Annotated in this window: 24 protein-coding genes; 13 read left to right on the top strand and 11 right to left on the bottom strand. The window is 66.5% G+C overall.

Features of this window, described 5'->3' with window-relative positions:
* The first annotated feature begins 142 nt into the window (after window positions 1–142).
* Both DMX10_RS14475 and DMX10_RS14470 read left to right on the top strand, forming a co-directional pair.
* Window positions 143–853, top strand: a complete 711-nt coding sequence (locus DMX10_RS14475; protein WP_111261729.1) for a response regulator transcription factor — start codon at window positions 143–145, stop codon at window positions 851–853.
* Window positions 853–2199, top strand: a complete 1347-nt coding sequence (locus DMX10_RS14470; protein ID WP_111261728.1) for a cell wall metabolism sensor histidine kinase WalK — start codon at window positions 853–855, stop codon at window positions 2197–2199. Before DMX10_RS14475 ends, DMX10_RS14470 begins: the two co-directional genes overlap by 1 nt.
* 18 nt (window positions 2200–2217) lie before the next feature.
* On the opposite strand, the gene DMX10_RS14465 is transcribed toward DMX10_RS14470, so the two are convergent.
* From DMX10_RS14465 to DMX10_RS14455, 3 genes are all read right to left on the bottom strand, one after another.
* The gene (locus tag DMX10_RS14465) at window positions 2218–4425 is read right to left on the bottom strand and encodes a TonB-dependent siderophore receptor (RefSeq protein ID WP_111261727.1); all 2208 of its coding nucleotides are present in this window, start codon (window positions 4423–4425) and stop codon (window positions 2218–2220) included.
* Window positions 4426–4516: 91 nt separating this feature from the next.
* Window positions 4517–5344, bottom strand: coding sequence for a tetratricopeptide repeat protein (locus tag DMX10_RS14460; protein WP_111261726.1), 828 nt, complete (start codon window positions 5342–5344; stop codon window positions 4517–4519).
* A gap of 1 nt (window position 5345) precedes the next feature.
* Entirely contained in the window at window positions 5346–6026 is a 681-nt protein-coding gene (locus DMX10_RS14455) for a Fe2+-dependent dioxygenase (RefSeq protein ID WP_111261725.1), read from the bottom strand.
* Between the two features lie 206 nt (window positions 6027–6232).
* Between DMX10_RS14455 and DMX10_RS14450 the strand changes: the two genes are divergently transcribed.
* From DMX10_RS14450 to DMX10_RS14425, 6 genes are all read left to right on the top strand, one after another.
* Window positions 6233–8578 carry a TonB-dependent siderophore receptor gene (locus tag DMX10_RS14450; protein ID WP_111261724.1) on the top strand — a complete coding sequence of 782 codons (2346 nt, stop codon included), beginning with the start codon at window positions 6233–6235 and terminating at the stop codon, window positions 8576–8578.
* Between the two features lie 239 nt (window positions 8579–8817).
* Window positions 8818–9720, top strand: coding sequence for a cysteine synthase CysM (gene cysM, locus DMX10_RS14445; RefSeq protein ID WP_111261723.1), 903 nt, complete (start codon window positions 8818–8820; stop codon window positions 9718–9720).
* 183 nt (window positions 9721–9903) lie between these two features.
* Window positions 9904–11259, top strand: a complete 1356-nt coding sequence (gene rlmD / locus DMX10_RS14440; protein ID WP_111261722.1) for a 23S rRNA (uracil(1939)-C(5))-methyltransferase RlmD — start codon at window positions 9904–9906, stop codon at window positions 11257–11259.
* An 83-nt stretch (window positions 11260–11342) separates the two neighbouring features.
* Window positions 11343–13592, top strand: a complete 2250-nt coding sequence (gene relA, locus DMX10_RS14435; RefSeq protein WP_111261721.1) for a GTP diphosphokinase — start codon at window positions 11343–11345, stop codon at window positions 13590–13592.
* A gap of 146 nt (window positions 13593–13738) precedes the next feature.
* Window positions 13739–14569, top strand: coding sequence for a nucleoside triphosphate pyrophosphohydrolase (mazG, locus tag DMX10_RS14430; protein ID WP_111261720.1), 831 nt, complete (start codon window positions 13739–13741; stop codon window positions 14567–14569).
* Window positions 14570–14589: 20 nt separating this feature from the next.
* Complete coding sequence (locus DMX10_RS14425; RefSeq protein ID WP_111261719.1) at window positions 14590–15129, top strand: DUF2058 domain-containing protein; 540 nt, start codon at window positions 14590–14592, stop codon at window positions 15127–15129.
* A 120-nt stretch (window positions 15130–15249) separates the two neighbouring features.
* Here DMX10_RS14425 and DMX10_RS14420 read toward each other — a convergent pair whose 3' ends face one another.
* The 4 genes from DMX10_RS14420 to purM all read right to left on the bottom strand — a co-directional run bounded on the left by DMX10_RS14420 (window position 15250) and on the right by purM (window position 18091).
* Complete coding sequence (locus tag DMX10_RS14420) at window positions 15250–15522, bottom strand: Rho-binding antiterminator (protein WP_111261718.1); 273 nt, start codon at window positions 15520–15522, stop codon at window positions 15250–15252.
* Between the two features lie 134 nt (window positions 15523–15656).
* Window positions 15657–16370, bottom strand: coding sequence for a DUF3108 domain-containing protein (locus DMX10_RS14415; protein WP_111261717.1), 714 nt, complete (start codon window positions 16368–16370; stop codon window positions 15657–15659).
* 12 nt (window positions 16371–16382) lie between these two features.
* On the bottom strand, window positions 16383–17033 hold the full coding sequence (purN, locus tag DMX10_RS14410; protein ID WP_111261716.1) for a phosphoribosylglycinamide formyltransferase: 651 nt from the start codon (window positions 17031–17033) through the stop codon (window positions 16383–16385).
* The gene (purM, locus tag DMX10_RS14405; RefSeq protein ID WP_111261715.1) at window positions 17033–18091 is read right to left on the bottom strand and encodes a phosphoribosylformylglycinamidine cyclo-ligase; all 1059 of its coding nucleotides are present in this window, start codon (window positions 18089–18091) and stop codon (window positions 17033–17035) included. The genes purN and purM overlap by 1 nt, the downstream gene beginning before the upstream one ends.
* Before the next feature lie 241 nt (window positions 18092–18332).
* Between purM and DMX10_RS14395 the strand changes: the two genes are divergently transcribed.
* Genes DMX10_RS14395 through hda form a run of 3 tightly spaced genes read left to right on the top strand, consistent with a single transcriptional unit; the run spans window position 18333 to window position 21207 of the window.
* Window positions 18333–19367 (top strand): DUF2066 domain-containing protein, encoded by a 1035-nt coding sequence (locus DMX10_RS14395; protein ID WP_111261714.1) that lies wholly within the window; start codon window positions 18333–18335, stop codon window positions 19365–19367.
* A gap of 44 nt (window positions 19368–19411) precedes the next feature.
* Window positions 19412–20506 (top strand): AI-2E family transporter, encoded by a 1095-nt coding sequence (locus DMX10_RS14390; protein WP_111261713.1) that lies wholly within the window; start codon window positions 19412–19414, stop codon window positions 20504–20506.
* Window positions 20503–21207, top strand: a complete 705-nt coding sequence (gene hda, locus DMX10_RS14385; protein ID WP_111261712.1) for a DnaA regulatory inactivator Hda — start codon at window positions 20503–20505, stop codon at window positions 21205–21207. Before DMX10_RS14390 ends, hda begins: the two co-directional genes overlap by 4 nt.
* A gap of 40 nt (window positions 21208–21247) precedes the next feature.
* Here the strand turns inward: hda and DMX10_RS14380 are convergent, their stop codons facing one another.
* The 3 genes from DMX10_RS14380 to arsC are packed head-to-tail and all read right to left on the bottom strand — an operon-like array spanning window position 21248 to window position 22606.
* Window positions 21248–21658 carry a DUF2069 domain-containing protein gene (locus DMX10_RS14380; RefSeq protein ID WP_111261711.1) on the bottom strand — a complete coding sequence of 137 codons (411 nt, stop codon included), beginning with the start codon at window positions 21656–21658 and terminating at the stop codon, window positions 21248–21250.
* Window positions 21651–22256 (bottom strand): NAD(P)H:quinone oxidoreductase, encoded by a 606-nt coding sequence (gene wrbA, locus DMX10_RS14375; RefSeq protein WP_111261710.1) that lies wholly within the window; start codon window positions 22254–22256, stop codon window positions 21651–21653. The genes DMX10_RS14380 and wrbA overlap by 8 nt, the downstream gene beginning before the upstream one ends.
* On the bottom strand, window positions 22253–22606 hold the full coding sequence (arsC, locus tag DMX10_RS14370) for an arsenate reductase (glutaredoxin) (RefSeq protein WP_111261709.1): 354 nt from the start codon (window positions 22604–22606) through the stop codon (window positions 22253–22255). Before arsC ends, wrbA begins: the two co-directional genes overlap by 4 nt.
* A 116-nt stretch (window positions 22607–22722) precedes the next feature.
* Between arsC and DMX10_RS14365 the strand changes: the two genes are divergently transcribed.
* Both DMX10_RS14365 and DMX10_RS33615 read left to right on the top strand, forming a co-directional pair.
* Window positions 22723–23943, top strand: a complete 1221-nt coding sequence (locus tag DMX10_RS14365) for a YihY family inner membrane protein (RefSeq protein ID WP_111261708.1) — start codon at window positions 22723–22725, stop codon at window positions 23941–23943.
* A gap of 167 nt (window positions 23944–24110) precedes the next feature.
* The gene (locus DMX10_RS33615; protein WP_111261707.1) at window positions 24111–24308 is read left to right on the top strand and encodes a hypothetical protein; all 198 of its coding nucleotides are present in this window, start codon (window positions 24111–24113) and stop codon (window positions 24306–24308) included.
* Window positions 24309–24369: 61 nt separating this feature from the next.
* On the opposite strand, the gene DMX10_RS14355 is transcribed toward DMX10_RS33615, so the two are convergent.
* The gene (locus tag DMX10_RS14355; protein ID WP_111261706.1) at window positions 24370–24762 is read right to left on the bottom strand and encodes a hypothetical protein; all 393 of its coding nucleotides are present in this window, start codon (window positions 24760–24762) and stop codon (window positions 24370–24372) included.
* Window positions 24763–25078 lie beyond the last annotated feature (316 nt).

Below are 25078 nucleotides of genomic sequence, written 5' to 3'. Positions count from 1 at the left end.
TGAATGCCGGAAGTGTAGCGATTCGGCCGGGCGGAATCCTCCCGCTTATAGGCGGGAATCCAGGCGGTGATATGGGAATCCAGGCGGCGATTTGCCAGAATGCGATTCTATTAACGAATAATTCGCATTTGCTGGTGATTCCATGAACGTCAGTATCCCCCCGAGCGCTCGCATCCTCGCCATCGAGGACGACCCCGTCCTGGCCTCCCATCTCTGCGATCACCTCGGTCGCCGGGGGTTCGAGGTGACCCTGCGGCGGGACGGCGAAGAAGCGCTGGGCCTGGCCTGCGCCGAGGATTTCGACCTGATCCTCATGGACATCCTGCTGCCCGGGCGCAGCGGCCTGGAGGTGCTCGCCGAGCTGCGCCGACGCCGCCGCGTGCCGGTGATCCTGATGTCCGCGCTGGGCGCCGAGCAGGACCGCATCGCCGGCTTCAGCCAGGGGGCGGACGACTACCTGCCCAAGCCCTTCAGCATGGCGGAGATGCAGGTGCGGGTGGATGCCGTGCTGCGTCGCGTGGCCTACGAACGGCGTGAGCCGGAACCGCCCAGCGAGGCACTGGAGCTGAAGTTCGACGAGGGGCGCGCGGACATCAGCTATCGCGGGCGCTGGGCCGAACTCACGCCCACCGAATACCGCCTGCTGGTGACCTTCTCGCGGCACATGGAGGAGGCGCTGAGCAAGGCCTTCCTCTATCAGCATGTGCTGCATCGCGCCTACTCGCAGCACGACCGCAGCCTAGACATGCACGTCAGCCACATCCGTCGCAAACTGGCGCGCCTCGACTATGCCGAGTGGCGGCTGGAGACCGTCTGGGGCAAGGGCTATGTGCTCACCAGCGGGAAAGGCTGATGCCCGGTCGCCATTCGCTGTTCTGGAAGCTGGCGATCATCCTCGTCTGCTTCTGCCTGGTGATGATCGCCCTGACGCTGTCGTTCGGGCAGATGATCGGCCAGCGCACCTCCTACCTGTCCGACGCGGCGCGTTCGACCTTGCGCGGGTACGCCCGTGAGGCCGAGCAGGCCTGGCGTGAGGGGGGGCGGGCCGGCGTCGATGCCTTCCAGGCCGACCTGGAGCGCCGCGAGGGCAGCTGGGTGCTGGTGCTCGATGCGCATCTGTTCCCCCTGGGCAGCCGCCCGGTCAGCGAGGAGCAGCGCCGTCGCCTGAGCTTCATGCGGCAACTGGATTGGCCGATGGGGCGGCAGACGCCGGACCCCCGCACGCTGAGCATTCCCTTCGAGGGCCAGGACGGGCAGCTGGTGATGCTCCTGCCGCAACGCTTCAGCCCCTGGGGCCCCCGGCCGCTGTTGTTCTTCATCGCCCAGAAAGTGGTGCCCGGGTTGCTCGCCCTGCTGCTGTGCATGCTGCTCTACCGGCTGTTCATCGCCCCGCTGACGCGCCTGCGCGAACAGGCCAATTCGCTGAAGGCGGACGACCTCGCCGCGCGTCTCGGCGAACCCTTCGTTTCCCGGCGGGACGAGCTCGGTGAGCTCGGCCGGGCCTTCGATCACATGGCCGATCGCCTGCAAGGCACCGTGCTCTACCAGCGCCGGCTGCTCAGCGACCTCTCTCACGAACTGCGGACCCCGCTCAGCCGCCTGCGTGCGGCCAGCGAGCGCGAGGACGACCTGCCGGCGCTGCGCCAGCGCCTGGAGCGGGAGATCGGCGTGATGCAGCAACTGGTGGAAAACACCCTGGAGCTGGCCTGGATGGATTCCGAGCGCCCGCATTTCCCCCAGGAGGCTGTGCCGTTGCGGCCGCTCTGGGACGTGCTCACGGAAGACGCCTGTTTCGAGACGGGATGGCCACGGGAGCAACTGCGTTTCGAGCTGGACGAGCGGTGCGTGGTCAAGGCCCACCTCAACAGCCTGGCCCAGGCCCTGGAGAACATGTTGCGCAATGCCATCCGCCATTCACCGGCGGGCGGGCTGGTCACGCTGTCCGGCCGCCAGGAGGGCGAGCACTGGCTGCTGTGTCTCCGCGACCAGGGGCCGGGGGTGGCGGAAGAACACCTGGAGCTGATCTTCGAACCCTTCTCCCGGCTCGACGAGGCGCGCCCCGGTGATGGCGGTTTCGGCCTGGGGCTGAGCATCGCCCGCAGCGCCATCGATCTTCAGGGCGGCCGACTGTGGGCACGCAACCTGAATCCGGGGCTGGGCTTGCACATGCGCCTGCAAGCCTGGCCGGGCGGCGCCTGACGCCGCCCGACCGCAGGTTCAGAACCTGAAGTTGGCCGTCAGCTCGGCCGAGCGGCCGGGTGCCACGTTGGCGAAGATGCCGACGTGGGAGGCATCGTAGAGGGTCTCGTCCGCCAGGTTCAGTACGTTCAGCTGCAGGTCCAGGTTGCTGTTCACCTGGTAGCCGAGCATCGCGTCGTAGCGCCAATAGGACTCGAGCTTGCGGGTGTTGGCGTCATCCAGGTAGCGCTCGTCCATGTAGGTGGCGCCGCCGCCGACCGTCCATTTCCCGGTGAGCGCATAGGTGCTCCAGAGGCTGAAGCTTTCCGGTGCGATGAACTTCATCTGGTTGCCCGAGAAGTCGGTATTGCCGCTGCGGTACTTGCGGGTTTCCGGGTCGAGGTAGGTGTAGCCCGCCCAGACCTGCCAGGCCTCGGTGAGGTGCCCGGTGGCGCCCAGTTCGAAGCCGTCCACGCGGCTGTCGCCGGAGAGGGTGACCTCTCCCGTGGTCGGGTCCTGGGAGCGGCCGTTGGTCTTCTCGGTGCGGAATAGCGCGGCGGTCAGCGACAGGCGCTCGTCGAGCACATCCCACTTGGTGCCCAGTTCCAGGCTGCGGTTCTTCTCCGGGTCGAGGTCGTTCACCGCCGCTCCCCCTGCCGCGCCGTCAGCGCCGCCGGCCTGGCCGACGGTCTCGCCCGCCGGGTTGGAGGAGGTGGCGTAGGTCAGGTAGATGCTGCCGTTGGGGAGGGGCTTGAAGACCACGCCAAGCTGGTAGTTCAGCATCTCGCTGGAGTTGGAGGCGCTGCCGTTCTCCACGTGGTAGTCGTCGTAGCGCAGGCCGAGGTTCAGGTCCCATTGCTCATGCAGCTTGAGGGTGTCGAACACGTAGAGAGCCCGCACGCTCTGCTTGGTTTCACTGGTGGCGCCGCTGCCACGGGTGACGGCAGGGAAGGGGTCGTGGGGGTTCGGGTCCTGGAGGTTGGCGTTGCTGCCCACCGGGGTGACATAGCGCGCCTTCTGGTCGATGGTCTCGCGGCTGAATTCCAGGCCGGCGGAATAGTTGTGCTGCAGCGTCCCGGTGAAGAACTCGCCGAACAGATCGGTCTGGTTGACCAGTGTCTGGGTCACGCTGTTGCGCGAGCGGCCGTCGCGTACCACCTGGCCGTTGAGCTCGCGGTTGATGGCCGCTGTGAGTTGGGCCGGTGTGTTGGTGCTGCCAAAGCTGGGGCGGGTCATCACGTAGTCGAGCAGGGTGCGGCCGCCGCGGGTGGTATTGCGCACGGACAGCGTTTCGCTGAAGTCATGGTCCAGCACGATGCTCGCGATGTCGGCGGAGGTCGTGCTGAAGTCGCGATCGACTAGGCCATAGAAGTTGTCACGGTCGACCTTCACCGGTTTGCCGGTGATGTTGGAGATCGGGTGGCCGAGGTCCGACAGGTCGTCGGTTTCCATGTGGTAGTAGCTGAAGGTGGCGCGGGTCGGGGTGTTCAGGCCGAAGGTCACGGTCGGGGCCAGGCCCCAGCGCTTGACGTCGACCTCGTCGCGGCCGGGGGTGTCGGCTTCGTGCTTCATGGCGTTGAGGCGCAAGGCCATGTTCTGTTCGGGCAGGTACTGGTTGACATCCAGCGTGGTGCGCCAGAGCTGGTCGGTGCCCAGGGTCAGGCTGCCGGCGACGAAGTCGGCCATCTGCGCCGTCTTGCTCACCAGGTTGATGCTGCCGCCTGTGGCTCCGCGGCCGGTGTAGGCGGACCCCGGGCCCTTGATGATCTCCACGCGCTCCAGGTTGAAGGCTTCGTGGGCATTGCGGCCGACATCGCGGACGCCGTCGATCATGATGTCGGTGCTGGCTTCGTAGCCTCGGATGAAGGGCCTGTCGCCGACCGGTGTGCCGCCTTCGCCCGCGCCCAGGGTGATGCCCGGGGTGGTGCGCAGTACGTCCTTCAGCGAGCTGGCGCCGCGTTCCTTGATCAGCTCCTCGGTGATCACCGTGACCGACTTCGGCGTGTCGCGCAGCGGAGCGGTGAATTTCGGCGAGGAGGCCTGGTCGACCTTGTAGCCATCGACGGCGTGGGAGCGGATGTCGGTGGCATCCAGTTCGAGGGGGCTGGCGGCGATGGCGCTTTCTTCGTCCTTCTTCGCTTCAGCGGCGAATCCCAGGCCGGCGAACGAGGCGAAGGCCAGGCCCACGGCAGAGCTGGAGAGGTTGGCCTGGGCGAGGTTAAGGCCCCGAGGCTTCTTGGCGGTCATCGGAATTTCTCCCTGAAAAAGATGAGCGGCCAAGCTAGTTGAGAATATTTATCAAATGAAACTTTTTTACATCTGCTTTACGGGTGTGCTGTTAGCAAATATTTCCCTTCCGCTCCACGCCGCTGCTGCCCTGGGCCAGGAAGCGGTGCTGGGCCTGGCGGTCGCTGTCGTCGCCGAGTTCGCTCGCGCGCTGGTGGAAGTCGCCGGCCAGGGCCCGTATGTGCGGATCACTGGCCTGGGCCAGGCTGCCACGGCTGGTGCGGAGGAAGTTGAGATTGCCGGCGGCCAGCGAGCGTCGCAGCCAGCCCAGGGCCTCGTCGATCCGCCCCTGGGCCGCCAGGACCGCGGCATAGCTGAACTGGCCACGAAAGTCGCCGGCCTCTGCCGAGCGCCGGTACCACTCCAGGGCGACTCCGGCATCGCGTGCCACGGCGATGCCCTCTTCGAAATAGCGCCCCACCAGGTTCATCGACTTGGCGTGCCCTGCCTGGGCCGCCTGCAGGTAGAGGGCGAAGGCGGCCGCCTGGTCGCGCTCGACGCCGCGTCCGGTGGCCAGAAGGCCCGCGTAGTTGTACAGGGCCCAGTCGAGCCCACTGGCGATGGCCTGCCGGTACTGGTTGGCGGCCTCCGCCAGGTCGACGTCACCGCCCCAGCCGTGCTCCAGGCAGCGGCCGAGCATGTTGCGCGCCATGGCGTCACCGTTGCTGGCGGCGATGCGGAACCAGGCGCGGGCCAGGGCCGGGTCTTTCTCGATGCCCCTGCCGTCGAGGAGGATCTGCCCCAGCAGCGTCTGCGCATCGGTCAGGCCGTCGCGGGCGGCACCGAGGATGATCCGTGCCGCCTGGCGCGGGTCGTTGGCCAGTCGCTCGCGCAGTTCTTCACCGCTGAGGGTTTCGGTGCGCCTGAGGGTGACGTTCATTTCAGGTGTCTGCCCAGCGCCGCAGCAGGTTGTGGTAGGTGCCGGTCAGTTGGATCAGCGCGGGGTGCTCGGGCACGTCGCGGGTCAGGCTCTGGATGGCCTGGTCCATCTCGTAGAGCAGGGTGCGCTGGCCGTCGTCGCGGACCATGCTCTGGGTCCAGAAGAACGAGGCGATGCGCGCGCCCCGGGTCACGGGCTCCACCTTGTGCAGGCTGGTGGAGGGGTAGATGACCAGGTCACCGGCGGCGAACTTCACGCGTTGGGTGCCGTAGGTGTCCTGGATCACCAGTTCGCCGCCGTCGTAGCTGTCCGGTTCGCTGAAGAACAGCGTGGCGGAGACGTCGGTGCGGACCTGCTCGGGGCTGCCCTGGATGCGGCGGATGGCGTTGTCGATGTGGTAGTCGAAGGTGCCACCGCCCGTATAGCGGTTGAACAGTGGCGGGAACACCTTCAGCGGCAGCACGGCGGAGACGAACAGCGGGTGGGTCCAGAGGCGCTGCAGCATCGCCGTGCTGATTTCCTTCGCCAGGGGATGGCCTTCCACCAGTTGCTCGTTGTGCTTGGCTTTCGCCGACTGGTGCCCGGCGGTGACACGGCCATCCGCCCAGTCGGCCTGTTCCAGCGCTTCGCGGATGCGGGCGGCCTCGTCGGGCGTGAATACACCGGGTATGCGCAGGAGCATGGTCTGGGGCCTCCGGATGGAAAAAGGCGCAAATGATAGTGATTTACATTTGTTGCTTGCAAGGGGATTTGCCGGGCCCGCCGACGGCTTGCGCTGACGAATGTAAAGTTTGTAAAAAAGATGCAAATGAGAATATATGGCAATTGATAGTGTAAATGTTTTGAAATAAATTCCGCGACCTCTGAGATCCCTGGGGAGGGAAAACGATGTCGCGTCAGTCACTCGAATCCACCGCTTCTGCCCAGCGCCTGCTGGCATCCGCCATCGGCGTCGCCCTGTCGGCCGCTTCCCTGGCGCCGGTTGCCCATGCCGCGCAAGCGGAGAAGAAGGACAGCGAACAGGACGGCGTGATCTCGCTCGATGCCACCTCGGTGGTCGGTGAGCAGATCGGGAGCGAGGACTACCAGGTCCAGCGCTCCGCTTCGCAGAAGTACACCGCGCCGCTGGTGGACACGCCGCGCTCCGTGACCGTAATTCCGCAGCAGGTGATCAAGGACACCGGCGCGCTGAGCCTGCAGGACGCGCTGCGTACCGTGCCGGGTATCACCATGGGGGCGGGCGAGGGTGGCAACCCTCAGGGCGATCGCCCCTTCATCCGGGGCTTCGACGCCCAGACAGACACCTACCTGGACGGCGTGCGCGACACCGGCGCGCAAACCCGCGAGATCTTCGCCATCGAGTCGGTGGAAGTGAGCAAGGGCCCGAACTCCTCCTTCGGCGGCCGTGGCTCGGCTGGTGGCAGCCTCAACCTGGTGACCAAGAAGGCGCACCTCGGCGACTCCATCGACGGCGGCTTCACCTGGGGCTCCGACCAGACCCAGCGCTACACCGCCGACATCAACCAGCAGTTCCTCGACACCGCCGCGTTCCGCCTCAATCTGATGAGCCACGAGAGCAACGTCGCCGGCCGCGACAAGGTCAACTACGACCGCTGGGGCGTCGCGCCCTCGCTGGCCTTCGGCCTGGGCACCGACACCCGGCTGAACCTCGACTTCTATCACATGGAAAGCAACGACCTGCCGGACTCGGGCATCCCCTACGGTTACTCGGTGGGCACCACCCACACCGCCGCCAGCCCGGACAAGCCGGTCGATGGCGGTGACAGCAGCAACTTCTATGGCCTGACCAATCGCGACTTCCGCAAGACCCGTGCGGACGTCGCGACCATCGCCATCGAGCACGACCTGAACGACTCGCTGACCCTCAAGAACACCCTGCGCCACGGCAACAGCATGCAGGACTACATCCTGACCCAGCCGGACGACAGCCAGGGCAACGTGCGCCAGGGCAACGTCTGGCGCCGCGTCAACAGCCGCGTGGGCAACACCGCCACCACCACCAACCAGACCGACCTGTTCGGCGACTTCCAGCTGGCCGGGTTCAAGAACAGTTTCTCCACCGGCATCGAGCTCTCCCGTGAGAAGTCGGACCGCAGCAGCTACACCGTCAACACCGACACCACGCCGGCAACTCCCGGCAACAGCAGTACCAACTGCACCACCGGCATGATCGGTTCCGGCAGTGGCTACAACTGCACCTCGCTGGGCAATCCCAACCCGGACGATCCCTGGGCCGGCAGCGTCGCGCGCAACTACGCGGGCACCGTGACCACGGGCGACACCCGCGCGATCTATGCCTTCGACAGCATCGAGCTTGACCCGCAGTGGATCCTCAACCTGGGCTTGCGCTACGACAGCTTCGAGACCGACGCCAAGACCAAGGCGGCCTCGGGGGCCACCACCTTCAAAGCGTCCGACACGTCCGAGTTCGTCAACTATCAGGTGGGCCTGGTGTGGAAACCGGCCAGCAACGGCAGCATCTACGCCTCCTACGCCACCTCCGCGACCCCGCCGGGCGCCATGCTCGGCGAAGGTACCGAAGGCAACGCCCTGCCGACGTCCGTGGGCACGCCGACCAGTATCGTCAGCGACCTGGAGCCTGAAGAGACCGTCAACTACGAGCTGGGCACCAAGTGGGACCTGCTCGATGAGCGCCTGTCGCTGACTGCCGCGATCTTCCGCACCGAGAAGGAAAACACCCGCATCCTGGTGAGCAACTACACCTACGAAAACGCCGGCAAGACCCGTGTCGACGGCTTCGAGCTGAGCGCCAGCGGCAAGCTGACCGACAAGTGGCAGGTGTTCGCCGGCTACAGCTACCTGGACAGCGAGCTGGTCGACCCGGGCGCGGTGGGCAACCGTACCGGTGTGGTCACCAGCACCACCAACGCGGCCAAGGGCAACGAGATGCCCAACACGCCGAAGAACAGCTTCAGCCTGTGGACCACCTACCAGGTCCTGCCGCAGCTGACCGTCGGTGGTGGCGCCTTCTACGTGGACGACGTGTTCGGCGACAACAACAATTCCGTGTATGTGCCGTCCTACTGGCGCTACGACGCGATGGTCGCCTACAAGCTGACCAAGAACGTCGACCTGCAGCTGAACGTGCAGAACCTCACCGACGAGACCTACTACGACAAGGCCTATTCCACCCACTTCGCCAACCAGGCAGCGGGCCGTACGGCGCTGCTGAGCACCAACTTCCACTTCTGACCGGCGCGGCCCTGCCGCCTTGCCAGACACCAAGCCCCGGCCGCGAGCGCTGCCGGGGCTTCGTCGTTTCCGCCCACCGGTAGAAGAGGGAGGCACGCCGCCAAGCGAATCGGCCCTGCAATAGCCGCCGGTTCCATGCATATAGCCTCATGGCATAACGCGACACCTTCCGGCGATATGGCCATCGCCGGTTTGCCGGTATCATGTGCACCCCCTGCGTCTGGATTGCGAACCCCGCCATGACCCTGCAGTACCCAACCATCGCCGACTGCATCGGCAACACTCCGCTGGTGCGCCTGCAGCGCCTGGGCGGAGCCACCAGCAACACCCTCCTGGTCAAGCTCGAAGGCAACAACCCCGCCGGTTCCGTGAAGGACCGCCCGGCCCTGTCGATGATCACCCGCGCCGAACTGCGCGGCGCCATCCAGCCCGGTGACACCCTGATCGAGGCGACCTCGGGCAACACCGGCATCGCACTGGCCATGGCGGCGGCCATCAAGGGCTACAAGATGGTCCTGATCATGCCGGACAACATGAGTGCCGAGCGCAAGGCGGCGATGACCGCCTACGGCGCCGAGCTGATCATCGTCAGCAAGGAAGAGGGCATGGAAGGCGCCCGCGACCTGGCCGAGCGCATGCAGGCCGAAGGCCGTGGCAAGGTGCTGGACCAGTTCGCCAACGGCGACAACCCCGAGGCCCACTACGTCGGCACCGGCCCCGAGATCTGGCGCCAGACCCAGGGCACCATCACCCACTTCATCAGCTCCATGGGCACCACCGGCACCATCATGGGCACCTCGCGCTACCTCAAGGAGCAGAACCCCGCGATCCAGATCGTCGGCCTGCAGCCCCAGGAAGGCTCGGCCATCCCCGGCATCCGTCGCTGGCCCGAGGAATACCTGCCGAAGATCTACCAGGCCGACCGCGTCGATCGCGTCGTCGACATGGCCCAGGTCGAGGCGGAGCAGACCATGCGCCGACTGGCCCGCGAGGAAGGCATCTTCTGCGGCGTCTCCTCCGGCGGCTCGGTGGCGGCCATGCTGCGCCTGTCCCGCGAGGTGGAGAACGCGGTGATGGTGGCGATCATCTGCGATCGCGGCGACCGCTACCTGTCCACCGGCGTGTACGACCCGATCCCGTGAGACTCGTCATTCCCCGTCCCGATGGCTGTGCAGGCCGCTACTCGCTGCGCGCCTATCGCATTCACCTGCACCCCGTGAGCGGCAATGGCCGGGGCATCGTCCTGGGCGCCGCTCCGGCCGTTTCCCGTTATGCGCCGTCGGTTTTGCTGCAGCGCCCCTGGTTCCTGCCCAAGAGTGTGAAAAATGGCCAAGCGTAGTGGCGGCCTGCGGTTCCAGCCCAGTGGCGGTTCGCGCCCGGCGCAGCAGGTGCCGACCGGCAAGAAGCAGCGCCTGTCCATCGAGCGCCTGGCCAATGACGGCCGTGGCATCGCCTTCGTCGACGGGCGTACCTGGTTCGTTTCCGGTGCGCTGGCGGACGAGCAGGTCGAGGCCCGGGTGCTCGGCGCCCGCGCCCAGATCGTCGAGGCCCGCGCGGAGAAGGTGCTGGTGGCCAGCCCGCTGCGGCGTGTCGAGCCCTGTGCCCATGCCGGCCATTGCGGCGGCTGCACCCTGCAGCACCTGCCCCATGCCGAGCAGCTCGCCCTGAAACAGCGCACGCTGGCCGAGCAGTTGTCGCGCGTCGCCGGGCTCGAGCCCGAGGCCTGGGCCGCACCGCTGGTGGGGCCGGAGTTCGCCTACCGTCGCCGTGCTCGCATCGCCGTGCGCTGGGACGCCAAGGCCGCGCGCCTGGACGTCGGCTTCCGCGCCGCTGCCAGCCAGACCATCATCGGCATCGATGACTGCCTCGTGCTGGTACAGCCCTTGCAGTCGATCGTCCGTGCGTTACCGCAACTGCTGCGCAGCCTGGAAAGGCCGCAAGCCCTCGGTCATGTCGAGCTCTTTCACGGCAATGCCTCGTCGCTGCTGCTGCGCCACATCCAGCCATTGGGTGAGGCGGACCTGCAGCGCCTGCGGCATTTCTGCGCCGAACACCAGGCCCAGCTGTGGTTGCACGGTGCGGGCGAACCGCACGCGGACGACCCGGCCATGCGCCTGGGTTACCGTTTGGAACAGTGGGGCCTGGAGCTGGAGTACCGCCCGGGGGATTTCGTCCAGGTCAACGCATCGGTCAACGAGGCGATGGTCGCCCAGGCGCTAGACTGGTTGGCACCGCAGGCGTCCGAGCGGGTGCTGGACCTGTTCTGCGGGCTCGGCAATTTCGCCCTGCCGCTGGCGCGCCTGGTGCGCGAGGTGGTGGCGGTGGAAGGCGTGGATGCCATGGTCGAACGCGCCCGTGGCAATGCTGTAATCAATGGCCTGGAGAATGCGCACTTTTTCCAGGCCGACTTGTCGAAGCCGCTGGCCGAGGCCCGGTGGGCCCGGCAGGGGTTCGATGCAGTGCTGCTGGACCCGCCGCGCGACGGCGCTTTCGAGGTCGCCCGCCACCTGGGCGGGCTCGGCGCGAAACGCGTGGTGTATGTGTCCTGCAACCCGGCGACGCTGGCACGCGACAGTGCCGAGCTGGTCCGGCAGGGTTATCGGCTCAGGAGAGCCGGCATCCTCGACATGTTTCCGCAGACGGCCCATGTCGAGGCCATGGCGTTATTCGAGGCGGGCTAGGATGCTCGCGTAATCCGACTGGCCCAGAGAGGCTGGCGAACATTCGGCGTGACGGGCGTACGTCGTAGGGAAGGTAAGGCAAGATGGTACAGGTCAGAGCGCAACAGCCGGTCAACACCGACGGCAGTATCAACCTCGAGGCGTGGCTGGACCATGTCCTCAGTCTCGATCCGGTGCTGGACCGCGAGGTGCTGAAACAGGCCTGCGAATTCGCCCGGGACTCCGAGCAGCAGGCCAACGCCGCGCAGAACCTCTGGGCCGAGGGCACCTCCAGTTTCCAGACCGGCCTGGAGATCGCCGAGATCCTCGCCGACCTCAAGCTGGACCAGGAGTCCCTGGTGGCGGCGGTCATCTACCGCGGCGTGCGCGAGGGCAAGATCCAGCTCGCCGACGTCAACCAGCGCTTCGGCCCGGTGGTGGCCAAGCTGATCGAGGGCGTGCTGCGCATGGCCGCGATCAGCGCCAGCCTCAACCCCCGCCATTCCCTGGTGCTGGGCACCCAGGCCCAGGTGGAGAACCTGCGCAAGATGCTGGTGGCCATGGTCGACGACGTGCGTGTCGCGCTGATCAAGCTGGCCGAACGGACCTGCGCCATCCGCGAGGTGAAGAACGCCGACGACGAGAAGCGCCACCGCGTCGCCCGCGAGGTCTTCGACATCTACGCGCCCCTGGCCCATCGCCTGGGCATCGGCCATATCAAGTGGGAGCTGGAGGACCTGTCCTTCCGCTACCTGGAGCCTGACCAGTACAAGCAGATCGCCAAGCTGCTGCATGAGCGCCGCCTGGATCGCGAGCAGTACATCGCCGATGTGATGAACCAGCTGCGCGAGGAACTGGCCGCCACGGGCATCAAGTCCGACATCAGCGGTCGTGCCAAGCACATCTATTCCATCTGGCGGAAGATGCAGCGCAAGGGCCTGCAGTTCAGCCAGATCTACGACGTGCGCGCCGTGCGCGTGCTGGTACCGGAGGTGCGCGACTGCTACACCGCGCTCGGTATCGTGCACACCCTGTGGCGCCACATCCCCAAGGAATTCGACGACTACATCGCCAACCCCAAGGAGAACGGCTACCGCTCCCTGCACACGGCGGTGATCGGCCCGGACGGCAAGGTGCTGGAGGTGCAGATCCGCACCCACGCCATGCACGAGGAGGCCGAGCTCGGCGTCTGCGCCCACTGGCGCTACAAGGGCACCGACGTCAAATCCAGCTCCAACCACTACGAAGAGAAGATCTCCTGGCTGCGCCAGGTGCTGGAGTGGCACGAGGAGCTGGGCGACATCGGCGGGCTGGCCGAGCAGCTGCGGGTGGATATCGAGCCCGACCGCGTCTACGTCTTCACCCCCGATGGCCACGCTATCGACCTGCCCAAGGGCGCGACGCCGCTGGACTTCGCCTACCGCGTGCACACCGAGATCGGCCACAACTGCCGGGGCGCCAAGATCAACGGGCGCATCGTGCCGCTGAACTACAGCCTGCAGACCGGCGAGCAGGTGGAGATCATCACCGGCAAGCAGGGGTCGCCCAGCCGTGACTGGCTCAACCCCAACCTGGGCTACATCACTACCTCACGGGCGCGGGCGAAGATCGTCCACTGGTTCAAGCTGCAGGCGCGCGACCAGAACGTCGCCGCCGGCAAGGCCATGCTCGAGCGCGAGCTGGCCCGCCTGGCGCTGCCGCCGGTGGATTTCGAGAAACTCGCCGAGAAGTGCAATCTGCGTACCGCCGAGGACATGCATGCCGCCCTGGGCGCCGGAGACCTGCGCCTGGCCCATGTGGTCAATTGCGCGCAGCAACTGGTGGAGCCGGAGCGTGGCAGCAGCGAACAGCTGGAGCTGATCCCCCGTCGCGTCGCCGGCCAGCACAAGCCGGGCAAGCGTGGCGACGTGCAGATCCAGGGCGTCGGCAACCTGCTCACGCAGATGGCCGGCTGCTGCCAGCCGCTGCCGGGCGACCCGATCGTCGGCTACATCACCCTCGGTCGCGGCGTCAGCATCCACCGCCAGGATTGCGCCTCGGCGCTGCAGCTGGCCGGTCGCGAGCCGGAGCGGATGATCCAGGTCAGTTGGGGCCCGGTGCCGGTGCAGACCTACCCGGTGGATATCGTCATCAAGGCGTACGACCGTTCCGGCCTGCTGCGCGACGTCTCCCAGGTGCTGCTCAACGAGCGCATCAACGTGCTGGCGGTGAACACCCGCTCGAACAAGGAGGACAACACCGCCTCCATGCTGCTGACCATCGAGATTCCCGGGCTGGATGCGCTGGGGCGCCTGCTGGCGCGAATCTCGCAGCTGCCCAATATCATCGAAGCCCGCCGCAATCGCGCTGCCTGAACTACTGCGCTCGGCCTGGCGTTGTTGGAACGGGGTCGGAAAATGCTCATTGGCAATAGCCAACTCCGCTTTTCTGGCCCCATTCCGCCTAGCCAGTCCTTCGCTCGTCACGCTCAGAACACCGTGGGCATTCACAGGATTTCGCCATGTACCGACTCGACGACCTGCTGCACCTGATGGCCCGGCTGCGTGACCCGCAGTACGGTTGCCCCTGGGACCTGAAGCAGGACTACGCGACCATCGTTCCGCACACCCTCGAGGAAGCCTACGAGGTGGCCGACGCCATCGAGCGTGGCGATTTCGAGCAGTTGCCGGGCGAGCTGGGCGACCTGCTGTTCCAGGTCGTCTACTACAGCCAGCTGGCGCGGGAGGAGGGCCGCTTCGAGTTCGCCACCGTGGTCGATGCCATCACCCGCAAGCTGGTGCGCCGCCACCCTCACGTGTTCCCCGATGGCGACCTGTACGGCGCGCCGGACATGGCGCGCCTGGAAGAGGCCGCCATCAAGCAGCGCTGGGAGGAGATCAAGGCCGAGGAGCGCGCGGAGAAGGCCGCAGCGCCCGAGCAGTTGTCCCTGCTGGATGACGTGCCTGCCGTGCTGCCTGCCCTGAGCCGTGCCGCCAAGCTGCAGAAGCGTGCCGCCCAGGTCGGTTTCGACTGGCCCGAGGCGCTGCCGGTGGTGGACAAGGTGCGCGAGGAACTGGACGAGGTGCTGGAAGCGATGGCCGACAACGACCCTGCTGCCGTGGCCGAGGAGATCGGCGACCTGCTGTTCGTGGTGGTCAACCTGGCGCGCCACCTGAAGGTGGACCCGGAAACCGCCCTGCGCTCGGCCAACGGCAAATTCGAGCGGCGCTTCCGATTCATCGAACAGGCATTGCGCGAAGCGGGTCGTCCCATTGAAGATTGCACCCTGGACGAACTGGATGCCCTGTGGGGCGAAGCCAAGAAACAGGAAAAAGCCGCCCTTGGCTGCTAAGCAGAGAGACTGAATTACCCATGAGCCTTTCCCTCCGTGACCAACTGCTGAAAGCCGGGCTGGTCAATGAAAAGCAGGTCAAGCAGGCCGGCAAGCAACAGCAGAAGCAGCAGCGCCTGGAGAAGAAGAACCAGGTCGAGAAGGACGATTCCCAGCGCCAGGCCGCTCTCAAGGCCCAGGCCGAGAAGGTCGCCCGGGACCAGGAGCTGAACCGCCAGCAGCAGGAGAAGGCCGAGCAGAAGGCCCGGTCGGCGCAGATCAAGCAGCTCATCGAGAGTTCGCGCCTGCCCAAGCTGACCACCGAGGACTACTACAACTTCGTCGACGACAAGAAGGTCAAGCGCATCGCCGTCAACGACATGGTCCGCGACAAGCTCAGCCGTGGCTCCCTGGCCATCGTCCAGCACGGCGGCGGCTACGAGATCATCCCGCGTGACGCGGCGCTGCGTATCCAGGAGCGCGATCCGCGCCGCATCCTGCTGCTCAACACCCCCACCGAGGAAGCGGATGCGGACGATCCCTACGCTGCCTACAAGGTGCCGGACGACCTGATGTGGTGAGTGCGGGACGGGTATGAAGGAAGCCGGGCGATGCCCGGCTTTTTCATGGGCGTCAGGTGAGGTGGGGGCGGGAATGAGTCCGCTTTCCGTAGCCCGGGCTTCAGCCCGGGAGGCGGCCTATCAGCAGATCTGGTTGCCCAGCAGTACCCGACCGAAGCTCGCGCCTTCGGTCAGCGGGGTGATGGCGGCGATGTGGTCCAGGCGCAGGCGCTCGCGACCGCCTTCGCCCTGGACGATGAAGAACTCTTCCTTCGTCGGCGTGGTCTCGGTACTCACCGCACGGGCTTCGAGGCTGGCGCCGTCGTCCAGCTCGATCAGCAACTGGTAGCGGTGCATGCAGGCGATCTCGATGAAGTCGTAGAGCTCGCAGGACAGGGGCAGGTAGTGGCTCATCTCGGTCTCCTCGGGCGGGAGTCTCGATCCAGGGTTCCGATCATCCTATACCCCCGCCAGCACGCTGCCAGTCCACCTTTTTAAGGGCATGAAAAAGCCGGGCATCGGCCCGGCTTCCCGGTGTCGCTTGCGCCTTACTGGGCGCCTTCGACCTTGCGACCATCGACCGTGCCGTCCTTGAGCATGATCTGGTATTCCTTGCCGTCCTTCTCCACCTGGTTCAGGCGCACCAGCAGGTAACCCCAGTCCTTGGCGAACCAGAGCATGGTCTTGCGGTTGCTCTGGGTGGGATCGCGCACGCGCTCGACCTTGATGGCATCGACCGTGCCGGCCTTGGTTTCCACCTTCTCCTCGCCGAGCACGCGGAAGTCGTAGGTCTCGACCTCGTCGCCGTCGATCACCTGGTAGCTCATGCTCTTCTTGCCGGCGGCGACGTCGTGCTGGAGCACCAACTGGTAGGTGGACTTGTCCACCAGGCCACGGTTGAGCGGTACGCGTACCTGATTGCCGCGATCGGTGCCGATCACCTGCTTCTCGCCCCAGTCGAAATCCAGCTCGATCTGCTTGCTCTTGCCCAGTCCGCTGCGGTTGAAGCGGTAGGTCTGGGGCAGGAAGGCATTGTTCTCCAGGCGGAACACGCTCGTTTCGGTGAGGCTGGCCACCAGCATGGAGGCCTCGAAATCCAGCTGCCAGCGGCCATCGTCCAGTTTCTTCAGGCTGCGCCCGGCGGTGCCGCTGATGGGCATCGTCTTCCAGTCGGCGGTGTAGCTGGCCTCGAAGGGCTTCAGCTCGGCCGCCGTGACCGGCAGGGTGAACAGGGCGAGGAGCAACAACAGGGCACGACGCATCGGCAAAATCTCCTAGTTACGCAGTTGCTGCCCGCAGGGGGGCAGCGCTTGGCCATCCAGTAGCGCGCCTTGCTCGCCCAGGCTCAGGCGACCTTCGGCGAACCAGCGCATGGCCAGCGGGTAGATACGGTGTTCCTCGGCATGCACCCGTCTGGCCAGGCTTTCCGGCGTATCGCCAGACTCTACCGGGATTACCGCCTGTACGACCAGAGGGCCTCCGTCGAGTTCCTCGGTGACGAAATGCACGCTGCAGCCGTGCTCCGCATCGCCGGCTTCCAGCGCACGCTGGTGGGTGTGCAGGCCCTTGTGCAGGGGCAGCAGGGACGGGTGGATATTGAGCAGGCGCCCCTGGTAGTGGCGCACGAAGCCGGGGGTGAGGATGCGCATGAAGCCCGCCAGCAGCACCAGGCGTGGCGCATGGGCGTCGATGGCCTCGATTAGCGCCGCATCGAAGGCTTCGCGGCCTGCGTACTGGGTGTGGTCGAGCACCTGGGTGGCGATCCCCGCCTGGCGGGCGCGTTCCAGCCCGTAGGCATCGGCGCGGTTGGATATCACCGCGCGGATGCGTGCCGGGCTGTCGGCGTTGGAGCTGCTGTCGATCAGGGCCTGGAGGTTGCTGCCGGAACCGGAGATCAGCACCACCACATCACAGCGGTCGGACATCAGTGGCTTTTCAGGTTGTTCAGGACGACGCGTTCGCTGCCTTCGGCGCCTGCGGCGATCTGGCCGATGACCCAGGGCTGCTCGCCGGCGGCGCGCAGGGTTTCCAGGGCCACGTCGACCTGCTCGGGGGCGATGCAGATGACCATGCCGACGCCGCAGTTGAGTACGCGGTGCATCTCGCGCTCGTCGACGTTGCCTTTCTCCTGCAGCCAGTCGAACACGGTCGGGCGGGTCCAGCTGGCGACGTCGATCACCGCCTGGGCGCCTTCGGGCAGGACGCGCGGGATGTTCTCGGTCAGGCCGCCGCCGGTGATGTGGGCCATGGCCTTAACCGCGCCGGTGTCCTTGATCAGCTTGAGCAGCGGTTTCACGTAGATGCGGGTCGGCGCCATCAGCAGGTCGGCCAGGGGCTTGCCGTCGAGCTGCACGTTCTCGATGTCGGCACCGCTGACTTCGATGATCTTGCGGATCAGCGAGTAGCCGTTGGAGTGCGGGCCGGAGGAGGGCAGGGCGATCAGGGTGTCACCGGTGGCGACCTTGGAGCCGTCGATGATCTCGGCCTTTTCCACGACGCCGACGCAGAAGCCGGCCAGGTCGTAGTCTTCGCCTTCGTACATGCCGGGCATCTCGGCGGTCTCGCCGCCCACCAGCGAGCAGCCGGCCAGTTCGCAGCCGGCACCGATGCCGGTGACCACGGTGGCGGCCACGTCGACGTTGAGCTTGCCGGTGGCGTAGTAGTCGAGGAAGAACAGCGGCTCGGCGCCACAGACGACCAGGTCGTTCACGCACATGGCGACCAGGTCCTGGCCGATGCTGTCGTGCCTGTTCAGGTTCAGCGCCAGGCGCAGCTTGGTGCCGACGCCGTCGGTGCCGGAGACCAGCACGGGCTGCTTGTAGCCGGCCGGGATTTCGCAGAGGGCGCCGAAGCCACCCAGGCCGCCCATCACTTCAGGGCGCGCGGTGCGCTTGGCCACGCCTTTGATGCGTTCGACCAGGGCTTCGCCCGCGTCGATGTCCACACCAGCGTCCTTGTAGCTCAGGGAGGGTTGCTTGCTCATAAATCCAGGCCTATAGGGGAAATTCGAGGATCGACCGGCACGTCTGGCTGCCGGTTTGCGAAGGCGCGCGATTTTATCAGGCTTGACCCACAGCGGCCATCGGCAGCGGTCGGTGTTGGCGAAAAGCGTTCAAATAAGTGCTCGCCCGGTATCCGGCCCGTTGCCGGTGAGGTTGGGCCTGTTTAAGGTATAGCCCTTCACTCGCGGCCAGCCGCCGTCCAACAGAATGTCGAGAGTCCCAATGCGCCTGATCGCCCGCCTGCTCATGGTCTGCCTGCCGTTGTCCAGCCTGCCGGCCTTCGCCGAAACGGTCGGTGGCCTCTACCAGGTGCGCGAACCCGTCGCCTCGCAGCAGCCGGCCGAGCGTGACCAGGCCCTGAACCGCGCGCTGGAGACCCTGGTCATCCGTCTCGCGGGCGATGCCAAGGCGCTGGATAACCCGGCCCTGGCCGAGGCGCGCAAGAATCCCCAGCAATTGATCAGCCAGTTCGGCTACGAGGGCCAGTCCCTGCTGGTGGACTTCGACCCGGTGACCACCGAGCGCACCCTGCGCCAGGCCGGCGTTCCGCTGTGGGGCGCCAATCGCCCGGCGATCCTCGCCTGGTGGCTGAACCAGGGCAGCGACGGCGCGAGCCTGGTGGGGGATGCCCAGGAGGCGGCCAAGCCGCTGCGTGACGCCGCCCAGCACCGCGGCCTGCCCCTGCGCTTGCCGCTGGCGGATCTCAGCGAACAACTGGTGGCCACGCCCGAGACCCTGGTGGCGACCGACCCCGAGGCGCTGCGCCCGGCCTCCGAGCGTTATTCCGCCGACGCCCTGCTCGCCGTGCTGGCCAGCGAGGCCGATGGCAAGTGGAAGGCCCAGTGGCACCTGTGGCTGGGCGACAACCGCGACCAGGGCAGCGTCGAGGGTGCCGACCAGGCCGCCGTCGCCGATGCCGTGCTGCTCGCCGTGAGCCAGCGCCTGGCGCCGCGCTTCGTCGTGGCGGCGGGTGTCGGCCAGAGCCAGGTCCTGGAAGTGAAGGGCGCCGATCTCGCGCGCTACGCCGAACTGTCCCGCGCGCTGGAGCCTTTCGGCGCCCGCCTGGTGCAGGTCGAGGGCGACCTGCTGCGCTACCAGATCAACGCCAGCAGCGAGCAGCTGCGTGCCCAGCTGGCCCTGAGCGGCCTGCAGGAGTCCGCTCCCGAAGCCGCTCCGGTGGATGCCGGCCAGGCTCCGGCCACCCCGGGGGCGCCGCAGGTGCAGCCGCGCGACCCGGTATTGCGATTCCATTGGTGAGGGCCCGGACGGCCGCTCCCGCAACTCAAGGCTGAGGTTTCTCCATGACCGATTCGCGTCGCTGGCTCTGGCTGGGGGGCGTCCTGCTCCTGTGCTGGCTGCTGTACCTGCTGCACCCGATCCTGTCCCCCTTCCTGATCGGCATGCTCCTGGCGTACCTGGGCGATCCGCTGGTGGATCGCCTCGAGCGCCTGGGCCTGTCGCGCACCTGGGGCGTGGTGGCGGTGTTCACCCTGTTCAGCCTGATCCTCCTCGCCCTGCTGCTGGTGCTGGTGCCCATGCTCGGCCGTCAGCTGGTGCGCCTCTACGAGCTGGCGCCGCAGATGCTCGACTGGTTGCAGAACAGCGCGCTGCCCTGGGTGCAGGCCAAGCTGGGCCTGCCGCAGGGCTTCTGGCGCTTCGACAAGCTCAAGGAAGTGATCAGCGGCCACCTGGGCCAGACCACCGACGTGGTGGGCGTGCTGCTGGCCAGCGCCACCGCCTCGGGCCTGGCGCTGGTGGGTTGGGTCGGCAACCTGCTGTTGATCCCGGTGGTCGGCTTCTACCTGCTGCGCGACTGGGACCTGATGGTCGCCAAGCTCCGCGGGCTGCTGCCGCGTGCCCGCGAGGGGTTGGTGGTGAAGCTCGCCGGTGAGTGCCACGAGGTGCTCGGCGCCTTCATCCGTGGCCAGTTGCTGGTGATGCTGGCGCTGGGGACCATCTATGCCGTAGGCCTGATGTCCATCGGGCTCGATCTCGGGCTGCTGATCGGCCTGCTCGCCGGGCTCGCCAGCATCGTCCCCTACATGGGCTTCGTGGTCGGCTTCGGCGCCGCCGTGGCAGCCGCGCTGTTCCAGTACAGCGGCTTCGACCTGTACCCGCTGATCGGCGTCGCGGTGGTCTTCGGCGTCGGCCAGTTGCTCGAGGGCATGCTGCTGACCCCGTTGCTGGTGGGCGATCGCATCGGCCTGCACCCGGTGGCGGTGATCTTCGCCATCCTCGCCGGCGGCCAGCTGTTCGGTTTCACCGGCGTGTTGCTGGCACTGCCGGTTGCCGCCGTGATCATGGTTTTGCTGCGCCATGCGCATGATTTCTATAAACTTTCCCAACTTTACGGAGAGACCGGCAGCGGTTCCGACGAACCCAGCGACTCGGCATGAAACCCATTCAGCTTCCCCTCGGCATCCGCCTGCGTGACGACGCGACCTTTGCCAACTACTACCCCGGCGCCAACGCCGCGGCACTCGGCTATGTCGAGCGCCTCTGCGAGGCCGATGCCGGTTGGACCGAAAGCCTGATCTACCTCTGGGGTGGGGAGGGTGTCGGTCGCAGCCACCTGCAGCAGGCGGCCTGCCTGCGCTTCGAACAGCGGGGCGAGCAGGCGGTCTACCTGCCGCTGGCGGAACTGGCGCAATACGGGACGGCGATCCTCGACAACCTGGAGCAGTGCGAACTGGTCTGCCTCGATGACCTGGATGCGGTAGCCGGACGCGCGGACTGGGAGGAGGCGCTGTTCCACCTCTTCAACCGCCTGCGTGATTCGGGGCGCAAGCTGCTGCTGGCGGCCAACACCGCACCGCGCGGCTTGCCGGTGAAGCTGCCGGATTTGAAATCACGCCTGACCCTGGCGCTGATCTTCCAGTTGCAGTCACTGTCCGACGAGGACAAGCTGCGCGCCCTGCAACTGCGTGCTTCGCGCCGTGGCCTGCACCTGACCGACGAGGTCGGGCGTTTCATCCTCACCCGCGGGTCGCGCAGCATGAGTGCCCTGTTCGAGTTGCTCGAACGTCTCGATCAGGCCTCCCTGCAGGCCCAGCGCAAGCTCACCATCCCCTTCCTCAAGGAAACCCTGGGCTGGTGAGCCCGGCGCGGCCCTTGGCCGCGCCGTTTCGCATTTCCCTTCAGCTTTCCCCGGCCAGCTTGCGGTTGTACTGGAAGCGCCAGCGCGTGTAGAGCAGCGCGGCGCAGAACAGCAGCAGGCTCAGCCCGCCCATCAGCCAGCCGAACAGCGCGCGGTTGGGGTCGGTGGCCGCCAGCACGCCCTGGATGAAGTACAGGTTGATCACGAAGCAGGCCCAGGCATGCGCACGTGCGTTGCCGAGGACCATGCCCGGCGCCAGCAGCGCCAGCGGCAGCAGCTCGATGCTCAGTACCACCCAGGGACGGGCGCCGTTGAGTTCGGCGTACACCAGGGTCCAGACCACCAGCAGCAAGGCCAGGCCGAAGAAGGCGATGAGGCTGAGGGCCCGGCTGATGGCCAGGCGCGGGGCGAGCCACGCCAGTTCGGGGAGCACTTTGGGTTTTTTAGCCACGGGGCTTCTCCAGGCGGATCGCCGTCGTGGCCAGGCGTTGGCCCAGGGCGCGGCAAAGGGTGGTTTCGTGTTCGTCGAGGGCGCGCTTGCCGTCGGCACCGGCGTAGTGGCTGGGGCCGTAGGGGGTGCCGCCGCCGCTGGTGGATAGAAGGGCCGGTTCACTGTAGGGCAGGCCGGTGACCAGCATGCCGTGGTGCAGCAGCGGCAGGAGCATGGACAGCAGGGTGGTCTCCTGCCCGCCATGCAGGCTGGCGGTGGAGGTGAAGACGCCGGCCGGCTTGCCGACCAGTTCGCCACTGAGCCAGAGGCTGCTGGTGCCGTCGAGGAAATACTTCATCGGCGCGGCCATGTTGCCGAAGCGCGTCGGGCTGCCGAGCGCGAGGCCGGCGCAGTTCTTCAGGTCGTCGAGGCTGGCGTAGAGCGGGCCGTCGGCGGGGATGTCGCTGGCCACCGCCTCGCATTCGCTGGAGACGGCGGGCACGGTGCGCAGGCGCGCCTCCATACCGCCCAGCTCCACGCCACGGGCGATCTGCCGGGCCATCTGTTCGGTGGCGCCATGGCGGCTGTAGTAGAGAACCAGGATGTAGGGCGTGCTCAAGGCAGGATCTCCAGGACCTTCTCCGGTGGGCGACCGATCACGGCCTTCTCGCCGACCACCAGGATCGGGCGCTCGATCAGCTTGGGGTGGGCGTGCATGGCGGCGACCAGTGCAGCGTCATCGAGGCCGGCGTCGTCCAGGCCGAGGTTCTTGTATTCGTCCTCGCCAGTGCGCAGCAATTGGCGTGCGCCGATGCCGAGGCGGCGCAGCAGGGTCTCGATCTCGGTGACGCCGGGCGGGGTTTCCAGGTAGCGCACGATATGCGGCGAGTGGCCTCGCGCCTCGAGCAGTTCCAGGGCGCTGCGGGATTTCGAGCAGCGGGGATTGTGATACAGCGTCATTTCGGTCATGGCGGGGGTCGCAAGGCCTTGTGGGAGGCGGCTATTCTAACCGCGTCCGGGCGCAGGCCTGAACCTTGCGTGTCGAGTCGGCCGGCGGACAGGGCACCCAGCATTAAGGAGATGGAATGCGCCAACGCATCAAAGACCTGGAAGAGTTCTGGCGCTTCCTGTTGCATCGCTTCATCAGCGACCACGGTTTCAACAGCGCTGCAGCGCTGACCTATACCAGTCTGTTCGCCGTGGTGCCGATCATGACGGTGACCTTCACCATGCTCTCGGCGATCCCGGCCTTCCAGGGCATGGGCGAGCAGATCCAGCGTTTCATCTTCCACAACTTCGTACCATCGACCGGCGAGGCGGTGCAGGAGTACCTGCAGGGCTTCACCCTGCAGGCGCGGCACCTGACCTGGGTGGGCGTGGCGCTGCTGGCGGTGACGGCCTTCACCATGCTGGTGACCATCGAGAAGGCCTTCAACACCATCTGGCGGGTGCGCCAGCCGCGGCGCGGGGTTTCCAGCTTCCTCCTGTACTGGGCCATTCTCAGCCTGGGGCCGCTGCTCTTGGGGACGGGGTTCGCGGTGAGCACCTACATCACCTCGCTGTCGATGCTTTCCAGCCTCAACGAGATCGCCGGCACCCGCATCCTCCTCGGCTTCACGCCGCTGCTGTTCAACGTCGCGGCCTTCACGTTGCTCTACGCGGCGGTGCCCAATGCCCGCGTACCGCTGCGCCATGCGTTGACCGGCGGTGCTTTCACCGCGCTGCTGTTCGAGTCGGCGAAGGCGCTGTTCGGTCTCTACGTGAGCTTCTTCCCGGGCTACCAGCTGATCTATGGTGCCTTCGCCACGGTGCCGCTGTTCCTGCTGTGGATCTATGTGTCCTGGCTCATCGTGCTGTTCGGCGCTGAGCTGGTATGCAACCTCACCAGTTCGCGCCATTGGCGGCGCCAGGCGATGCCGCGCCTGCTGGTGCTGATGGGCGTGCTGCGGGTCATGCACGACCGCCAGCAGCGGGGCCTGCCCACGCGGCATCTGGATGCACAACGTGCCGGCTGGCTGCTGCCGGAAGATGAGTGGCTGGAGCTGATGGAGCTGCTCGAAAGCCAGCACCTGGCGTGCCGTGTGGGAGGTGGCTCCTGGGTGCTGTCGCGGGACCTGAACAACTACAGCCTGCACCAGTTGCTCAGCCATTGCCCCTGGCCGTTGCCGCGCTCATCGCAACTGCCGGCGCATCTGGACGAGGCCTGGTACCCACCGCTGAAGGCCGCGCTGGAGGCGTTGCACCAGGAGCAGCAGGCCCTGTTCGACGGCAGCCTGGCCGGCTGGCTGCGCCCTGCGGTCGAGTGACAAAAAAAGGCAGTTTGCGGCACATTGCCAGCGGCTCCCCGCCAACTGGGCCGCTGCCAGGGCCCGATGGCGCTGCTAGCAGAATGTGGCACGTTTCTGGCAATCTCAGGCAAAGTCTGCTGTCACTCTGCTATCAGACAGGGATTAGCCAAGGAAGTAAGTGTTCTATGAGCAAGGCCAAGGGCAAAGTCGTCCATCTTCATGAGCGTGATCCTCAGGAGGCGCTCGAGCGTCTGAACCGGATCACCGGCCTGCAGTTCTCGCAATGGCCCGAATCCCTGGTGCCGCCCACCCCCGTGCCCGAAGCTCGTCGGGACGAGGACCAGGAGCCGCCCACTCCGAGCAACGGCGCCGCGCGCGCCTGAGCCGAACGCCAATGAAAAACCCCGCGACTGGCGCGGGGTTTTTCGTTGCAGCCTGGCGTTCTCAGGCGAGGGCTTGGCGGCTGTCCGCTCCGGCCTGCTCGACGGCCTGCACGAAAAGCTCTTCCACCAGCAGGCCCTGGACGGGCACCGCCGATCTCAGGCGGACCTGCATGTCTTCGATCTTGTGCTTGACCGTCATGCGGGCGATGCCCGAGAGCAGGATCTTGCCGTGGGCGTTGACCTTGCCGTGGTCCACCGAGACTTCGCGGCGGATTTCGCCGTCGCGGTAGTTGATCAGCAGCGACACCGGCAGGTTGGCCAAGCCTGGCAGTTGCAGCCAGGAGGCGACGTTGAACTCGGCGACCCGCCCTTCATAGGGGGTGACGATCAGGCGAGCCGCCTCGACGATGCGGGAAGGCACGGGGCCGATCAGCTTGTCTTGGTTCTGGGACATTGGGCGATATTTCCAGGCTGATAGCGGTACGTTCGTACGGTTAGTGCGGGGAATTATAAGGAGGACGCGCGGACGAAACTGTGCGCTTGGCCGATGGGCGGCGTGACCCGTCTCGCACTTTCGCCGATCAGGCCATTTTCAGCGGGTAGCGCGTGACCATCGAGGTGCCGAGGTTGGGCTCGGGGAGCGGCAGGATGGCCTGGTTGTGCACGCTGGCGAGTTGCAGCCAGAGGTGTTCGCCGCTGACGAACTGGTCCTTCGGCAGTCACAGGCCGTGGTGCGAGCCGTTGCCGGGGGCGGGGGTGCTCTGCAGTAC

Origin of the sequence: Pseudomonas sp. 57B-090624 (genome assembly GCF_003234055.1) — a bacterium.
GTDB lineage: Bacteria > Pseudomonadota > Gammaproteobacteria > Pseudomonadales > Pseudomonadaceae > Metapseudomonas > Metapseudomonas tohonis.
Note: the sequence above shows the minus strand (reverse complement) of the source record. Positions and strands in the feature narration are given on the sequence as shown.